Here is a 15,668-nt window from a genome sequence, read left to right as displayed (position 1 = left end):
TTAGCAATCCATTTGTTGCTCAGATACCCGACTTTTTGAAAAAGTCGGGTATCTAAATTTGGTTAAGTAAAACCCAATCAAAGAATTGGATACGTGATGACGGAGTCCATCACGCATCCTACTATCAAAAATGAAAGCGGATCGCTATATGTTAATTTGAAGTTTCATAGGGTTATTGCGGTAAGAGGCCAATAACTGTTAAGCAATAAAAATCTATCGAACATTTTGATAGATGATTAATCATATAACTCATTAGTTTCTCCGTGAGGATAGGATTAATTTATGGTGGCAACCTTGGGTAAGTCAGGAAAATCTGGTTAGTTATTGGCGCTGCACTGTACTAGTATTTTCAGGAGGAAGACAAGTGGTGTCCCAGGTGCCAGAGAGAGTTAATAGAGATTTCCTAAATCAGCCTGTAATTTCTGCCAGTTCAGAAGCAGGAATGGTATTTTATTTGGCTGATGGTAAGATTCAAGCCTGTAATGCTGCGGCTGAAAAAATATTAGGATTTACTTTACAGCAAATACCAGGTTGCACCTCTTTTAATCACCTCTCTCCAGCTATTCACGAAGACGGATCGCCATTTGACGGCGAAACTCACCCAGTCAAAGTTGCATTGCAAACGGCTCAACCAGTTCTTGGGGTTGTAATGGGTATTTATCACTCCAACGGTGAGCTAATTTGGATTAAAATTGATGCCCAGCCTTTATTTCAAGCAAATAATCCGAGTCCTTGGGCTGTGGTTACTACCTTTTGTGACATTACTGCACAGAAGCACTCAGATCATCAAGCAACTGCTGTATTAGCAATACCAGCAGAACAGGCACAGCATACTATTTTAATAGTGGAAGATTGCGCGGAAGATAGAATTATCTATCAGCGTTATCTGCGGCGAGACTCAGAACACAATTACAAAATTTTAGAAGCAGAAACTGGAGAAGAAGCTTTAGAAATTTGCCAGCTTTACCAGCCTGATGTGGTTTTGTTAGACTACCGACTGCCAGATTTTGAAGGCGTAGAATTTTTAGAAAATCTGAAATTTCAAAGCAATGGCAACTCACCGCCAGTAATTGTGGTGACTGGACAAGGTAACGAAGCGATCGCAGTTCAAATTCTCAAAGCTGGAGCTGAAGATTACCTGATTAAAGGACTGATTACGCCCGATGATTTACAATTTACCGTGGAATGCGCGATTAACAAAGCGCAGTTACGCATGAGGCTACAACAAAGCGAAGTCCGCCTGCATTTAGCTTTAGAAGCATCTCGCCAGGGAATTTGGGAGTGGAATATTCAGACGGGGAAAGTTGTTTGGTCTGAGCATTTAGAGCGTTTATATGGTATGTCTCCCGGTAGCTTTGAGGGAACTTATGAGGCTTGGGAAAGGCGCATCCATCCTGACGATCGCCATTCAGTAATTGAAATCCTCAATCGTGCATTGGCTACGGGTAGCGACTACCAAGTAGAATACCGGATTCTACTTCCCAATGGGCTTGTGCGGTGGTTGGGCTGTTGGGGTCGAGTTTTTTATCAAGAAATCGGTCAACCTGTACAAATAGCGGGAACAGCGCAAGATATTAGCGATCGCAAACAGATAGAAGTGGAACGTCAGCAGCAATTTGAGCGAGAACGCTTAGTTGCCCAAATTACCCAGCAAATTCATCAATCCCTCAATTTAGATGAGATTCTGCACACCACAGCACATCTCACCAGACAAGTACTCAACTGCGATCGCGTGCTAATTTTCCACATCAATGCAGACTCATCAGGAACAGTAGTAGCAGAATCAGTTGGTGCTGAGTGGACGGCAATTCTCGCATCAACAATTACCGATCCCTGCTTTGATAGCAGCTATACCAATCTCTATCAGCAAGGGCGAGTGCTAGCGATCGCAGATATTTACACCGCAGGCTTTCAAGAGTGCCATATTGAACTACTGGCTCAGTTTCAAGTCCGAGCTAATTTAGTGGTGCCGATTTTGCAAGGTGATCATTTATGGGGATTGCTAATTGCCCATCACTGCGCTGCACCTCGCTCTTGGCAAACATCCGACATAGAATTACTGCAGCAATTAGCTAGGCAAGTGGCGATCGCGATTCAGCAAGCTGTATTGTATCAACAAGCACAAACAGAACTCGCTGACCGCAGAAAGGCAGAGTTAGCATTGCGGCAAAGCGAAGAACGCTATCGCTATTTAGCAGAATTAATCCCGCAATTGGTATGGACAGCTAATGGCGAGGGAACGTTACTTGATGTTAATCAGCGCTGGTCAAATTTCACAGGTTTGACGCTGGCACAAGCAAAAATTTACGGTTGGCAAGGCATCGTCCATCCTGAAGATATCCCGATTTTGGGCGAGCAATGGAAATTCGCACAGCGAGATGGCAGTCATTATCAAGCTGAAGGTAGGATTCGGCGCTTTGATGGCGTATATTGCTGGCATTTACACCAAGCTGTACCTCTAAAAAATGAAAGTGGCCAAGTAATTAAATGGTTTGGAACGGCGACGGATATTGACGATCAAAAACAACTGGAACAGGAACGCGCCAAAGCACTTGCTCACGAGAAATTAGCCAGGGAAGAAGCCGAACGCGCCAACCGCATTAAAGATGAATTTTTAGCGGTATTGTCCCATGAATTGCGCTCGCCCCTGAATCCAATTTTGGGCTGGGTACAATTGCTGCAAGGGCGCAAAATGGATGAAGCGAGGACAGCGCAAGCCTTAGCAACCATTGAGCGCAATGCCAAATTGCAAGCCCAGCTGATTGAAGATTTACTCGATATTTCCCGAATTATGCGGGGTAAACTGACGCTCAAAGCGGCTCCTGTAAGTTTAGTTTTTGTGATTACCGCTGCCTTAGAAACCGTGCGCTTGGCGGCTGAAGCCAAATCCATTCACATGGTAGTCAGTTTAGATCCAGAAGTCAGCAAAGTTTCTGGTGATGCAGCGCGATTACAGCAAGCAGTGTGGAACCTGCTTTCTAACGCCGTGAAATTTACACCCATTGGCGGAAGAGTGGAAGTTAAACTCACACAAGTTAATTCCCAAGCGCAAATTCAAGTAATTGATACAGGTAAAGGCATTAATCCCGAGTTTTTGCCCCATGTATTCGAGTATTTTCGCCAAGAAGATGGTTCTACCACCCGTCAGTTTGGCGGATTAGGATTAGGATTAGCGATCGCCCGACAAATTGTAGAAATGCATGGCGGTACAATTTGGGCAGCTAGCTCCGGTGAAGGCGAAGGTGCTTGCTTTATCATTCAGCTACCATTGCTCAAGGAGGAAAACAGCAATGAGCAAATACAACCATCTCATGTTTCACCCCTTCCCCAGCTACCCCTTGCTGGTATTCGCACCTTAGTTGTGGATGATAATGCAGATACGCGAGAGTTGCTAGCGTTTCTCCTACAAGAAAACGGTGCAATTGTCAGAGCAATAGCTTCAGCAATCGATGCTTGGCAAGAATTAGAGCAATTTCAACCAGATATTCTCCTCAGCGATATTGGAATGCCGGAAATAGACGGTTATACGCTCATCCGCCATATTCGCAATTTGCAAGCCAAACAACAAAAGCCGCCGATTCCAGCCATTGCTTTAACAGCCTATGCTGGCGAAAGCGACAAAGAGCAAGCCATAAACGCCGGATTTCAGCGCCATATTGCCAAGCCAATCGATTCCAAGAGTGTAATTGCGATCGTGCTGGAGTTATTGCGAGAGAGAAATTAATTTTTGATTGATATTATCGCTGGGGTGTCGGTTCGCCAAACTTAATTAAAAGTGCGATCGCAATACTTACCAGCAAAATTAATGTCATACTCAAAGCAGAACCAAAGCCCCAATTTTGGGTAGCACCGAGAAACTGGTTATAAACTAATCTTGCTGCTGTCATACTAGAAGCACCACCTAGTAATTCTGGGTTAATAAAATCTCCTAATCCGGTAATAAAAACTAACATTGAACCAGCTGTAATCCCAGGCAAAATTTGAGGTACTGTAACTTTCCAAAATACCTGTCTAGGATTTGCTCCTAAATCGGCGGCTGCTTCTAATAAGCGGATATCTAATTTTTCTAAAGAAGCATATAAAATTAACACCATATAAGGCAATAAGCTATAACTCATGCCTACCAATACAGCAGGAATTTGGTTAAGTATCTCTAAAGCAGGCAAATGAAATATTTTTAATAAACTATTTAATAAACCCGTAGGACGCAGAATTGTAATCCAAGCGTAGGAACGGAGTAAAGAAGAAGTCCACAAAGGTAAAATAAAGGTTAATAATAAGAGATTACGCCAGCGTTTTGGTGCAAGTTGAGCAATCCAATAGGCTACTGGCAAGCTGAATATTAAACAAATAATTGTTGTACTACCTGCCAAAATTATGGAACGGATAATTACATGTAAATAAAGCGGATCGAGGATTCTTAAATAGTTTTGTAAGCCGCTAGGATTGACTAAATCTCCCGGTCGGATATTCGGTACTAAACTCAACTCTAAAATTATTAATGTGGGTAATACCAATAACAGGATTAACCAAATACCAGATGGTGCCAACAATATTAAAGGTTGGAGCCAACTAAAATTTAGATGATGCACTTTTAGCTTTTTTTGCTCAGACAGCATTTGATTAGACACAATAGATAATGCAAGTAAAAATTACAAAATTTTAACTACTAGTTAACTGAGTCCAGTAACGCTCATAAACTTCTTCAAAGTCTCCTAAAGGCGTAATGCGTTCGCATTTTTCTAAAATCGACTCTGGAGGGAATAAAGTAGTATTTTGCTGTTGTTTTGCAGGTAGTTGCTCAAATCCGGCACTATTAGGAGTAGAAATATTCAGATGTTGGCTCATTTGGGCAGCTACCTCTGGCTGTAAAATAAAATTAATCCAAGCATAGGCACCATCTGGATTGGGTGCAACTTTAGGAATTACAATTGTATCAGTCCATAACGAAGAACCACTGCGAGGAATTACATATTTCAACTTGGGGTTTTCTTTAGTGACTCGCAGTGCATCTGCTGAGTAACACATTGCTAATACCAAATCTCCTGCTAGAATTTGATTTTGCCAAGCTTCAGTATCAAAAGCAGTAATTGCAGGTTTGAGTACTTTCAATTTTTCATAAGCTTGTTTAATTTGATTTTCATCTTTAGAATTGTAGGAATAGCCTAGCATCCGCAAAACTGCACCCATCACCTCACGCACATCATTTAGCAAGGTCATGCGTTTTTGCAATTTATCTTGATGTTGCCAAAGATAATCCCAATCTTGTGGTTCATCTTTAATGATTTCAGAATTATAAACTAAGCCAGTTGTACCCCAATTAAAAGGAATACTGTAGCGATTATTTTGGTCATAGCTAGGATTTTGAAAACGCGGGAATAAATTTTCTAAGCCAATTAAGTGTTGATGGTTTACTTCTATTAATAAGCCTTTTTCTACCATCTTTTGTACCATATAATCAGATGGATAGATAATACTGTAAGCGCCGCCACCGCCAGCTTGCAATTTAGCTAGCATGACATCATTAGAATCATAAAAGTCAGCTAGTACTTTCATGCCAGTTTGGGCACTAAAAGTTTTTAGTAATTGGCTATCAGTATATTGCGTCCAAGTATAAAGATATAATTGGTCGCGTTGACCAGAAGTTTTCGCATTAGCGCGGACATCAGCTAACCGCCAGCCACATCCAGTTAAAGATAAGCTAGAAAATGCTGCTATTGATTGGATAAATTTGCGTCTGTTTTTCATTTGTCAAGAGTCAAGAGTCAAGGGTCAAGGGTCAAAAGTAATTCATGATTTTTCTGTTATGTTACCTATAGATTTGAGGTATGAATTCAATTGAGGGCGAAGTTCATCCAGTATCGATTTGAGTAGATCTATCTGTTCAACTGTTAACAATTTCCGTCTATATGCTCGCCTTAGCCAATGTTGAGTCTCATTTAAAGAACCTCTCGCCATTCTGACAAATCTTCGATTGTCTTGGTAACTTCCTCTGCCTACACCTTCTGCAATATTGGCACCAAGACTATCTGCTGACCTTACCATTTGTGTCCCTATTGTATTTTTAGCAAACATATCCCATTCATCAACTATCCTCCAAATTTCATCAGCTAATTTTTCTGCTAATTTATAAACCCTCAATTCTTGAAAATATTTACTAGACATTTCATAAATTTTGACCTTTGACTCTTGACCCTTGACTATTCCCTAATAGCCAAACAATCACTTTCTTCCCACCAAGCATATATAGGTGTATTGGGATCGGGTAAGTTACCAAAGGTATTAGGTTGTAGAACATTGATACTAATACCATTAATTAATTCCACAACATAATTAACGTGAGTACCTAAATACATGACGTTAATTAGTCGTCCTTCAAAGCAGTTATGCGGCAAATTTGGTGGGTAAAGCGATAACTGAATTTTTTCAGGACGCACACACACGACTACTGTTTGTGATATTTCAGTTGGCGTTTCTTCATGGCGAGCCACAACAATTGTTAGTCCAGTTTTCGTTTCAATTTGGACATTAGTAGCATCAAAAGCCGCAATTTCACCACTAAATAAATTAGTATCACCAATGAAATCAGCCACAAAAGTAGTGCGAGGAAATTCGTAAATTTGGCTGGGAGTACCAACTTGCTCGATTTTCCCTTGATTGATCACCGCAATGCGATCGCTCAACGAAAGCGCTTCCTCTTGGTCGTGGGTGACCATAATAAAGGTCAATTGCAGTTCTTGGTGTAAATTTAATAACTCAACCTGCATTTCCTTACGCAGCTTTAAATCTAATGCGCCTAAGGGTTCATCTAGCAACACCACAGATGGACGGTTGACTAAAGCCCTGGCTAAAGCTACTCTTTGCTGTTGACCACCAGAAAGTTGATTAGGAAAGCGCGATCGCAAACTTTCCATTTTCACTAGTTTTAAAGCTTCTTTGACTCGATGATCGATGTCTGACTTGCGGAGTTTTTTCAATCGCAGTCCAAAGGCAATGTTATCCCACACATTCAGGTGATTGAACAATGCATAACTTTGAAATACCGTATTGACAGGTCGGCGGTAAGGCGGGACATTAGTCATAGGCTGTCCCTGAATCAGTACCTTACCGGCATCCGCCGTTTCAAACCCAGCAATCAAACGTAATATAGTTGTTTTTCCACAACCAGAAGGCCCAAGGATACTAAAAAATTCTCCTTGTCTGACTTCCAAATCTACGCCATTGACTGCTGGTTCCTGGTGAAAAAACTTGAACACATTACGCAGCTCAACATCAAGCGGCTGCAAAGCCATCATTTCCCTCTGATTCTGCGTCACAGTTTGAGCCATAATCCTTAGTAAAATGCCATGATCTTACGTGATTGTGCCCAATAATGTAGTTTTTTAACCAAACTACCCCTGGCACTTTGGTTTAATTGTATCCGTGAAAAACAATTGTTCTGGAAGATAATTTCCTAACTAATTGGCGTTTTATACTGAGTCGCAGGCTTTAGGGTTGTGTATACAAGTAATACTAATTTCTTAATCTTTATTTTTTCTTATGGATTTTATCCCATCGGCTCTACCAGGTAGCAAAAAAGATACACGGACAGTTGGTCGTGGTTTTCAATCAGTATTTTTAATTATATTTACGCTGATCATGACGGCTGTGATTGATGCGCGGTTAGCATATTTGCAAATTGTCGAAGGGCCAAAACTCCGACAGCGAGCAGAATCTAACCGCATTCGCATGATTCCTAAACAACCGGAACGGGGGAATATTTTCGACCGGAATGGCAAGCTATTGGCTAGTACGCGCTATCCCCATTCTGTATATTTGTGGCCGATGGCTCATACCAAGCCTTCATGGTCGATTGTCGCGCCAAGATTGGAAAAAATTCTCAACATTAGCCAGGATGACATGGAAAAGAAGCTCAAACTGGCAGGTGCTAATTCTTCCTCACTCGTCCGTATTGCTCGTGATATTAGCGAAGCAGAAATTACGGCTTTGAAAGAGTATGCTAACGAACTCCCTGGTGTAGAGATTAATACAGAAGCCGTGCGTTATTACCCAGAGGGGCTAGCATTAGCTCATGTACTGGGTTATACCAGAGAATTAACTCCTGAACAGCTAGAAAAGAGGAAGCAGGAAGGCTATCGTTTGGGAGATGTAATTGGGCAAATGGGGGTTGAAAAAGCCTACGAAAACATTCTCCGAGGTGAATGGGGTGGTCAGCAGGTAGAAGTAGATGGCGCTGGTCGTCCGATTCGGGTTTTAGGAGAAAAACAAGCGAAGGCGGGTAACGATTTACATTTGACCATAGATATAAATTTGCAAAAAGCCGCAGACCAAGCTTTAGGGAAATATCAAGGTGCTGTTGTCGCCATTGACCCTAATAATGGTGCGGTCTTAGCAATGGCTTCTCATCCCACCTTTGACCCCAATATTTTTTCTAAACAAAAACTGTCTCAAAAAGATTGGGAAAGTGTCCAAGGTAAAGACCATCCCTTAGTGAATCGTGCTTTGAGTGCTTTTCCGCCAGCCAGTACTTTCAAAATTATTACCGCCTCAGCTGGTTTAGAAACAGGTAAATTTTCACCTGATACCGTCTTACAAACATTTGGTTCCTTAACTGTGGGAGGAGTAACCTTTGGGGAGTGGAACCACGCCGGGTTTGGCCCCTTGGGATTTCCTCGCGCTCTGGCTATGAGTAGTGATACCTTCTTTTATCAAGTTGGTAGAAGAGTGGGCGGCCCGGATTTAATCGCATGGAGTCGCAAATATGGCTTTGGTCAAAAAACTGGAATTGAATTCCCCAATGAAGAATCCAAAGGTTTAGTACCCGATGAAACCTGGAAGCAGAAAGTCTTTAAAATGCCCTGGACTGTGGGTGACACAATCAATATGTCAATTGGTCAGGGTGCTTTGCAGGTGACACCGCTACAATCAGCAATTATGTTTTCTGTCCCCGCTAATGGCGGATACCGCGTGAAGCCGCATTTGCTCAAAGACCACGAGGAAGCCAAAAACTGGCGAGTGTCATTAAATATGAAACCCAGCACTATTAAAGTGCTTCGTGACGGCTTGCGGAAGGTAGTAAGTGAAGGTACAGGTAAGCGCTTAGACGTGCCCACCATTGCCCCCGCATCGGGAAAAAGTGGTACAGCCGAAGCAGGTGTAGGTCGCCCAAATCACACTTGGTTTGGAGCCTATGCACCCAGCGATAAGCCAGAAATTGTGGTGGTAGCCTTTGGTGAAAACTCTGGAGATCATGGTGGTACTGTTTGCGGCCCTATGGCGTTACAAGTGCTAGAAGCTTATTTTCAGCATAAATATCCTGGCAAATATCAAAAACCAGTGTCTGAAGGCAATCAGAATAGCGGTAGCACTGGAGATTAAATGAATTTGGGCATTGGGCATTGGAGGGATGAGGGAGAAATAAAAAATATCAATTACCCATTACCAATTACCCATTACCCATTACCCCTTACCTGAAATCTTATAAAATACTGAACTTTAAAGCAGCATAATTGTATAGATAATAAATATTAAGTTTGCAGTACACATTCGTCTTATGGCATTATTGCAACCAAGTCCACTGGGAAATGGCAAAAATACACGTACAGTCGGTCAAAACTTTCAACCCACATTTCTAATTATCTTGACGCTCCTCTTGACAAGTGGTATAGGTGTGCGTTTGGCGTACTTGCAAATAGTCGAAGGGGCAAGTCATCGCAAGCGAGCTGAATCAAACCGCGTTCGCATGATTCCTAAACAACCGGAACGAGGGAATATTTTTGACCGGAATGGCAAACTTTTAGCTAGTACTCGCTATTCTCGTTCTGTATATTTGTGGCCGATGGCTCACACCAAACCTTCCTGGCCAGTTGTGGGTGCACGTCTATCTCAAATTTTGGAAATTCCTGTAGCAGATCTGGAAAAACAACTACAAGATGCGGGTAGAAACTCTTCCTCGCTGATCAGAATTGCCCGTGATTTAAGTGAAGCAGAAATTACCGCATTGAAAGAGTATCAGAATGAACTGTCAGAGGTAGAAATACATCTGGATGCGGTACGTTATTACCCCGAGGGTAAGGATGTAGCTCATGTGCTGGGCTATACTCGCGAATTGACAGCCGAACAGTTAAAAGAAAAGAAACAACAGGGCTATCAATTAGGCGATGTAATTGGGCAAATGGGAATCGAAAAAGCTTATGAGAAGATACTTAGAGGGGAATGGGGAGGACAACAAATAGAAGTAGATGGTAGAGGTCGGCCGTTGCGGGTTTTGGGAGAAAAACAAGCTAAAGCTGGTAAAGATTTGCACCTAACTATAGATTTAGAGATGCAAAAAACAGCAGAAAAAGCTTTGGGTAATCGCAATGGTGCGGTCGTGGCGCTTGACCCTAGAAATGGTGCTGTTTTAGCAATGGTGTCTCACCCTACTTTTGATCCCAATATTTTTTCTAAACAAAAAGTCTCCCAAAAAGACTGGGAAACAGTTCAAGGCGCAGAACATCCCTTAGTCAATCGCGCCCTCAGTGCTTTTCCACCTGCCAGTACTTTTAAAATTGTGACCACGACTGCGGGATTGGAATCAGGTAAATTTTCTCCCAATACTGTGCTGCAAACCTATGGTTCCTTAAATATTGGTGGTACTACATTTGGTGAATGGAACCACGCCGGATTTGGGCCTTTAGGTTTTGTCGGTGCAATGCAGTGGAGTAGTGATACTTTCTTTTATCAAATCGGGAGAGCAGTAGGCGGCCCGACTTTGATTGAGTGGACTCGTAAATATGGATTTGGCGAAAAAACGGGCTTTGAATTTAGTTCCGAAGAAGCAAAAGGCTTAGTTCCCGATGAGACATGGAAGCAGAAAGCCTGGAAAATGCCTTGGACTGTAGGCGATAGCATCAATATGTCAATTGGTCAAGGTGCTTTACAAACCACACCTCTGCAAGTGGCGGTGATGTTTGCTGTACCGGCTAATGGTGGCGATCGCGTCCAACCTCATTTACTCAAGGACAATGAAGAAGCAAAAACCTGGCGTTCATCGTTAAATATGAAGCCAGAAACTATTAAAGTTCTCCGCGATGGTTTGCGGAAAGTGGTATCTGAAGGTACGGGTAAAGCTTTAAATAAACCAACACTTCCCCCCGTAGCGGGTAAAAGTGGTACAGCCGAAGCCTGGAAACGTGGTGTTAAACAAAATCACGCTTGGTTTGGTGCTTACGCCCCAGCTGATAAGCCAGAGTTATTAATAGTAGCCTTTGCTGAACATTCCGGCGGCGGTGGTGGTAGTGTTGCCGCCCCGATGATTGTAGAAATTATGGAAGAATATTTCCATCGGAAGTATCCGGGGAAGTATCAGAAAGTAGCTAAACAGTGAGTTTGGGGATTGGGTAATTGGTAATTGGTAATTGGTAATTGGGAAAAACACCCAACACCAAACCCCAAATACCAAATAGCTACAGTCGTTAAGATATGTGATGATGGTTTATGTCTTTAACAGACTCCCCATTCTTTAATTGCGGAAATTCTAGGCTAAAACAGCAACAGCAGACAAAGTCTTAGTTACATCACCTCACCCAATGGTTGAAGCTCCAAGCATTTCAATCACCTTAAATGCATTCTCATCCCTGCCATTGAGAGACTGACAAGATGGACAACACTACTCTCTGATGGATAAATCAAGGCCTTCTAGAAACGCCTACAAGATTAATATAAATGTACAGAAGATGAGTTATTGCCCGCAGTTAAAGAATCAATGCTGGCTGAAGATATATAAGTTTAACTAACTCCCTACTGCGAACAGAAGTAGGTTTCCTAAAGAATTATTCAGGCGATCGCACCCTTTTCATTTCTCAGTGCGTAAACACATTCCCGGAGCCTGATCGCAAGCTAGCGTGTTGTTATTCTGAACTTCCCCCTTTGACAAAAGTTGTATGCAATGCATAGCAAGGGATTTCAAGAATTTAGTTGCGGGTTTACTGGGTACAAATCAAGGAAACGCCAAGCAAATCTAAAGCTTTTTGTTGTAATTGAGTCGGTTCAGTAATCTTGTCAAAAATGATGTCACTAGCTCCCTGAAGAGTAGATTGGATTTGATTTTTAACAATAGTGCCTAAATCAGCTAATAAAGTTTGGAAACTATGAACTGGCAAATTATCTTCAGTACGTTTGGTTTGAGCTTTAGCTAAAGTTTTATCACTTTGAGCAGCACAAACAACAGATATTTGTTTGAGTTCAGCGGATTCCCAATCATCTTCATCAAAAAGAATTGGAGATAAAACTTCTCGCATATGCCATTCGACATAATAAGCTAACATACATAAAAACACATGTGCTTTAACTCTTTGACTTGTATGATGATAAATAGGACGTATTTTTAAATCAACGGTCTTAAAACTGCGAAAAGCTTGTTCAACTTGTGAAAGGCTCTTATAAGTCTTAACAGTTTCTTTGGCTCCTAAAACTTCGGGTTTTACAGAAGTACGAATCACATATAACCCATCAAGTGCAGCTTCGCGTTCAATACTTTGTGCATTACGTTCATAGCTAAAACTATCCGCTTGAATATCTACGCTAAAATGCTTCCCTACCTTGTAACGATTGAGAACTTGTCCAACTTTCAAGCCAATATTCGATTCCCCTTTTAAACGACGTTTTTCTCTAGTTGTCGCCACCACAATTTTGTCTAATTCTTTTTGTGTTGCTTGCAATAGTTCTTCTCTAGTTTTGGCTCTATCTGCTGCCAGGATAGGATTACGGCAAGCAATCAGCCTTTCTCCTGGATAATCATCAGATGATATTTCAGCGAGATTGTGTTCATCAAATAAAGATAGTTGAATACTGTCTTGCTCAACCAGAGAACGGATTTGAGTCGAACGCAAAGCACTTATCCAGTCTACTGAACCTGCTGTTTTCAAATCTTCTTTAATACTTGTCGAAGTAATTATTCCTCTATCCCCAACCCAAATTACCTGTTTGATACCAAATCTATCTCTAAGTTTTTTGATTTGAAGAGTAAATGTTTTTGGGTCAGCAGTATTCCCGGAAAATACTTCTATTGCTATTGGACAGCCTTCTTGACTACAAAGTAATCCAAATACTATTTGTAATTTACCTCTTTTGCCATCACGGTTATAACCGTACTGAGCTAACGGACAAGTTTTTCCCTCGAAATAACTACTCGATACATCGTAAAGAACCAATGTTCCTTCGGCTAGATGCTTGGCTGCCAAGTTATTTTCAATTGTTTCTTGTTTGTCCAGCAACCAATCCATTGCCTGATATAATTCGTCTTCATCTGCGCCTTCTAGCCTCAATATTTCTCCAATGCTAGAGAAGCATGTTTCATCGCTGAGTCCTCTGGCTGTGGCTAGCTTTGAACGTGGGTCGATGATCCGCGCTACTATCATCGCCAATACTAATCTTCTTTCCCTGGTATTTTCTTCACTAATTAGGTTATGCAAACCAATATTTTTTAAGCTTCCCAATACTGCTGCCACATGACCGTGAGGACGACTACGGATGATCTTAAACGCTGATGGCAAGCTTTCAATTGCCACTCCTCCTTTCAATAAAACTTGCAACCCATTTACAGCCGAATCAGGTAATTTTGAGAGGTTTGCTAGGGTACGTTTGCGGACTTTATTTCCTTCACGATACGACTCGCGAAGTAGTACGGCAGGAGGAGAGTTTCTGTTAGGGACACGTTCTATATACATGTCTACAATTGTCCGATTTTATTGCCCTCTATAATCTAAAAATAATCTTAAATTACATGGGTACAAGCGTTCTCCAACAAAAGCCTGTATCCAAAGCAATACAAGCCTTTTAGGTCTGTTTAGTACATTTGCACAGGGGGAAGTTCAGGTTATTGTTATCAGGGATGTTATCTAAGGGCAAAGATAATAACTTATATATATTGACATTTTTACTATTTCATGAATAATTATTTTTGTTACACAACACATAAAATTTGTCAATTATTTTTTTAAGAGCTATAAAAAGTTAGCAATAGCTCGATTAAAAACTTGGTAAACACAACTCTTATCTATTGCGCTCTATCAAGATACGAACATTTATATATTTACCTTGCATCTATCCGTTGAGATACTGAGAACAATCATTCAAATTATTGGTTCGCAAATGTAGGATTAACTAAATCAGTTTGATAAGTCTCAATCAAGCAACATGTATGATTCTTTAAGAACAAGATATTTTATCTAAGTCAATAGGTAGGGTACATACAAAGATTCTCTAAACATTGCAAGCTTGCTTTTTACCCCTACCTTTTTGCAAAAAGGCTCTCTTAACCCTAATTGGGGTTTACAAATTTTCAGTTAATTTTTACTAGTCAGGGTCAGCTATTTTTGGGTTGCTACAAGGTCTATTACACAAAGCTATAACAATCAGAAAATCTTGTAAGCAAGCATCTCCACTATTCACCTTCACTTTCTGCAAATAATTAGTTCTATGGCAACCTTAAATTTCCTGACAAAATTCTCCGTTGCGATTACTGCTACCACAGCGCTAGGATTTTTTGCTTCTTCAGCTAACGCTTTATCACTAACAAGTTCTTCTGGTACCTGGAGTAAACCTGTTGGTGGAAGTTATCTCAAATATCAAGATATTACAACAGATACAATACTACAAACAGATACGACCTTAACAACACAAGCTATCAGAAATCTAACATACACAACTAATACAACCACTACAACAGTTACTAAAACTACAAAAGTTACAACAAATACAAAAGATGCAACAACAGGTAAAACATCTACAACATCTACAACAAGTCAGCCTGGTGTAATATCAAATGTCGTAAGTCTACCGCAAATTATCAACAACACAAATAATACAAAAAATTCCAAAAGTACAACGACTACAAAACTACTCTCAACTAATACAGCAACTACAACAGCCACAGAAAACCAAGTACGTTGGGGACAAGATGTAGGCAATGGTCAGAGTGGTTTAGGATTTCAAGGCACTAGTAATTTAACCTTCGATCTCAATCAAGTATTTCAAATTGGTACTCTGACACACTATAACAATGCGATCGCATCTGGAGCTACCTCAAAAGTAGACCTTGGCCTCAAATTAGACTTTAGCGATCTATCTGTAGCATCACAGACCTTTAACTTTAGCTTTAATATTGACGAAACGCTAAACTCTGGCGTATGTGCTTATGGGAGCAACAGTCAGGGCTGTTCTGATAAAATTACCTTTTCTACCCCAAAGAATGTAAATACTTTTACTATTGCTGGCGTAGACTATACTTTACAGCTGGTAGGATTTAGTACAACTGCTAATGGCACTCCTGTCACTAGTTTAATTTCACAAGAAGGTAAGAATAACTCAGCTTACCTTTACGCTAAAATTGCGGCTGTTCCACCAAAAAGAGTGCCTGAGTCGAGTTCTGCTTTAGGCGTAGTCGCCTTTGGTGCTTTAGCTGCTAGTTCTATGCTGAATCAAAAACAGCGAGTTAAAGCAACAGCCAAAGTATAAGTTAATAAATTTTAGTTATTGCCAACCTGTTATTGTCACTGCTGTTTCTTACTCGTAAGAAACAGCAATTTTTTATTTGAGGTTTCTTGGCTAAGTTAGCTAAAAACTGGGAATAATATAATAGCGATTTTTATCCAGTAAATCTGCGGATACATTAGCATAAATTATTC

Annotated in this window: 9 protein-coding genes; 4 read left to right on the top strand and 5 right to left on the bottom strand. The window is 40.9% G+C overall.

From position 1 onward, the window contains the following. The first annotated feature begins 364 nt into the window (after positions 1–364). A complete protein-coding gene (locus tag AACU25_RS08520; RefSeq protein ID WP_190445969.1) occupies positions 365–3,724 on the top strand; it encodes a response regulator in 3,360 nt (1,119 codons plus the stop codon). A gap of 13 nt (positions 3,725–3,737) precedes the next feature. Here the strand turns inward: AACU25_RS08520 and AACU25_RS08515 are convergent, their stop codons facing one another. From AACU25_RS08515 to AACU25_RS08500, 4 genes are read right to left on the bottom strand one after another with little or no spacing between them, the layout of a single operon-like run. Beyond that, complete coding sequence (locus AACU25_RS08515; protein WP_096574757.1) at positions 3,738–4,619, bottom strand: ABC transporter permease; 882 nt, start codon at positions 4,617–4,619, stop codon at positions 3,738–3,740. Between the two features lie 43 nt (positions 4,620–4,662). Next, a complete protein-coding gene (locus AACU25_RS08510) occupies positions 4,663–5,748 on the bottom strand; it encodes an ABC transporter substrate-binding protein (RefSeq protein ID WP_096574756.1) in 1,086 nt (361 codons plus the stop codon). A gap of 42 nt (positions 5,749–5,790) precedes the next feature. Further along, positions 5,791–6,165: a four helix bundle protein gene (locus AACU25_RS08505; RefSeq protein WP_096574755.1), complete on the bottom strand. Its 375-nt coding sequence runs from the start codon at positions 6,163–6,165 to the stop codon at positions 5,791–5,793. 35 nt (positions 6,166–6,200) lie between these two features. Continuing rightward, positions 6,201–7,328 (bottom strand): polyamine ABC transporter ATP-binding protein, encoded by a 1,128-nt coding sequence (locus AACU25_RS08500; RefSeq protein ID WP_096574754.1) that lies wholly within the window; start codon positions 7,326–7,328, stop codon positions 6,201–6,203. Positions 7,329–7,539: 211 nt separating this feature from the next. Here AACU25_RS08500 and mrdA (AACU25_RS08495) point away from each other — a divergent pair, with 211 nt between their 5' ends. Together mrdA (AACU25_RS08495) and mrdA (AACU25_RS08490) are read left to right on the top strand one after the other, a co-directional pair. Further along, positions 7,540–9,378, top strand: a complete 1,839-nt coding sequence (gene mrdA, locus AACU25_RS08495; protein ID WP_096574753.1) for a penicillin-binding protein 2 — start codon at positions 7,540–7,542, stop codon at positions 9,376–9,378. Positions 9,379–9,553: 175 nt separating this feature from the next. After that, positions 9,554–11,368, top strand: a complete 1,815-nt coding sequence (gene mrdA, locus AACU25_RS08490) for a penicillin-binding protein 2 (protein WP_096574752.1) — start codon at positions 9,554–9,556, stop codon at positions 11,366–11,368. Positions 11,369–11,966: 598 nt separating this feature from the next. Here the strand turns inward: mrdA (AACU25_RS08490) and AACU25_RS08480 are convergent. After that, positions 11,967–13,709, bottom strand: a complete 1,743-nt coding sequence (locus AACU25_RS08480) for an IS1634 family transposase (RefSeq protein WP_096573917.1) — start codon at positions 13,707–13,709, stop codon at positions 11,967–11,969. Positions 13,710–14,460: 751 nt separating this feature from the next. Between AACU25_RS08480 and AACU25_RS08475 the strand changes: the two genes are divergently transcribed. Beyond that, the gene (locus AACU25_RS08475; protein ID WP_096574751.1) at positions 14,461–15,498 is read left to right on the top strand and encodes a choice-of-anchor K domain-containing protein; all 1,038 of its coding nucleotides are present in this window, start codon (positions 14,461–14,463) and stop codon (positions 15,496–15,498) included. Positions 15,499–15,668 lie beyond the last annotated feature (170 nt).

Origin of the sequence: Tolypothrix tenuis PCC 7101 (assembly GCF_963874875.1) — a bacterium.
GTDB classification, from domain to species: domain Bacteria; phylum Cyanobacteriota; class Cyanobacteriia; order Cyanobacteriales; family Nostocaceae; genus Aulosira; species Aulosira tenue.
This window is presented reverse-complemented; position numbering and strand designations above follow the sequence as displayed.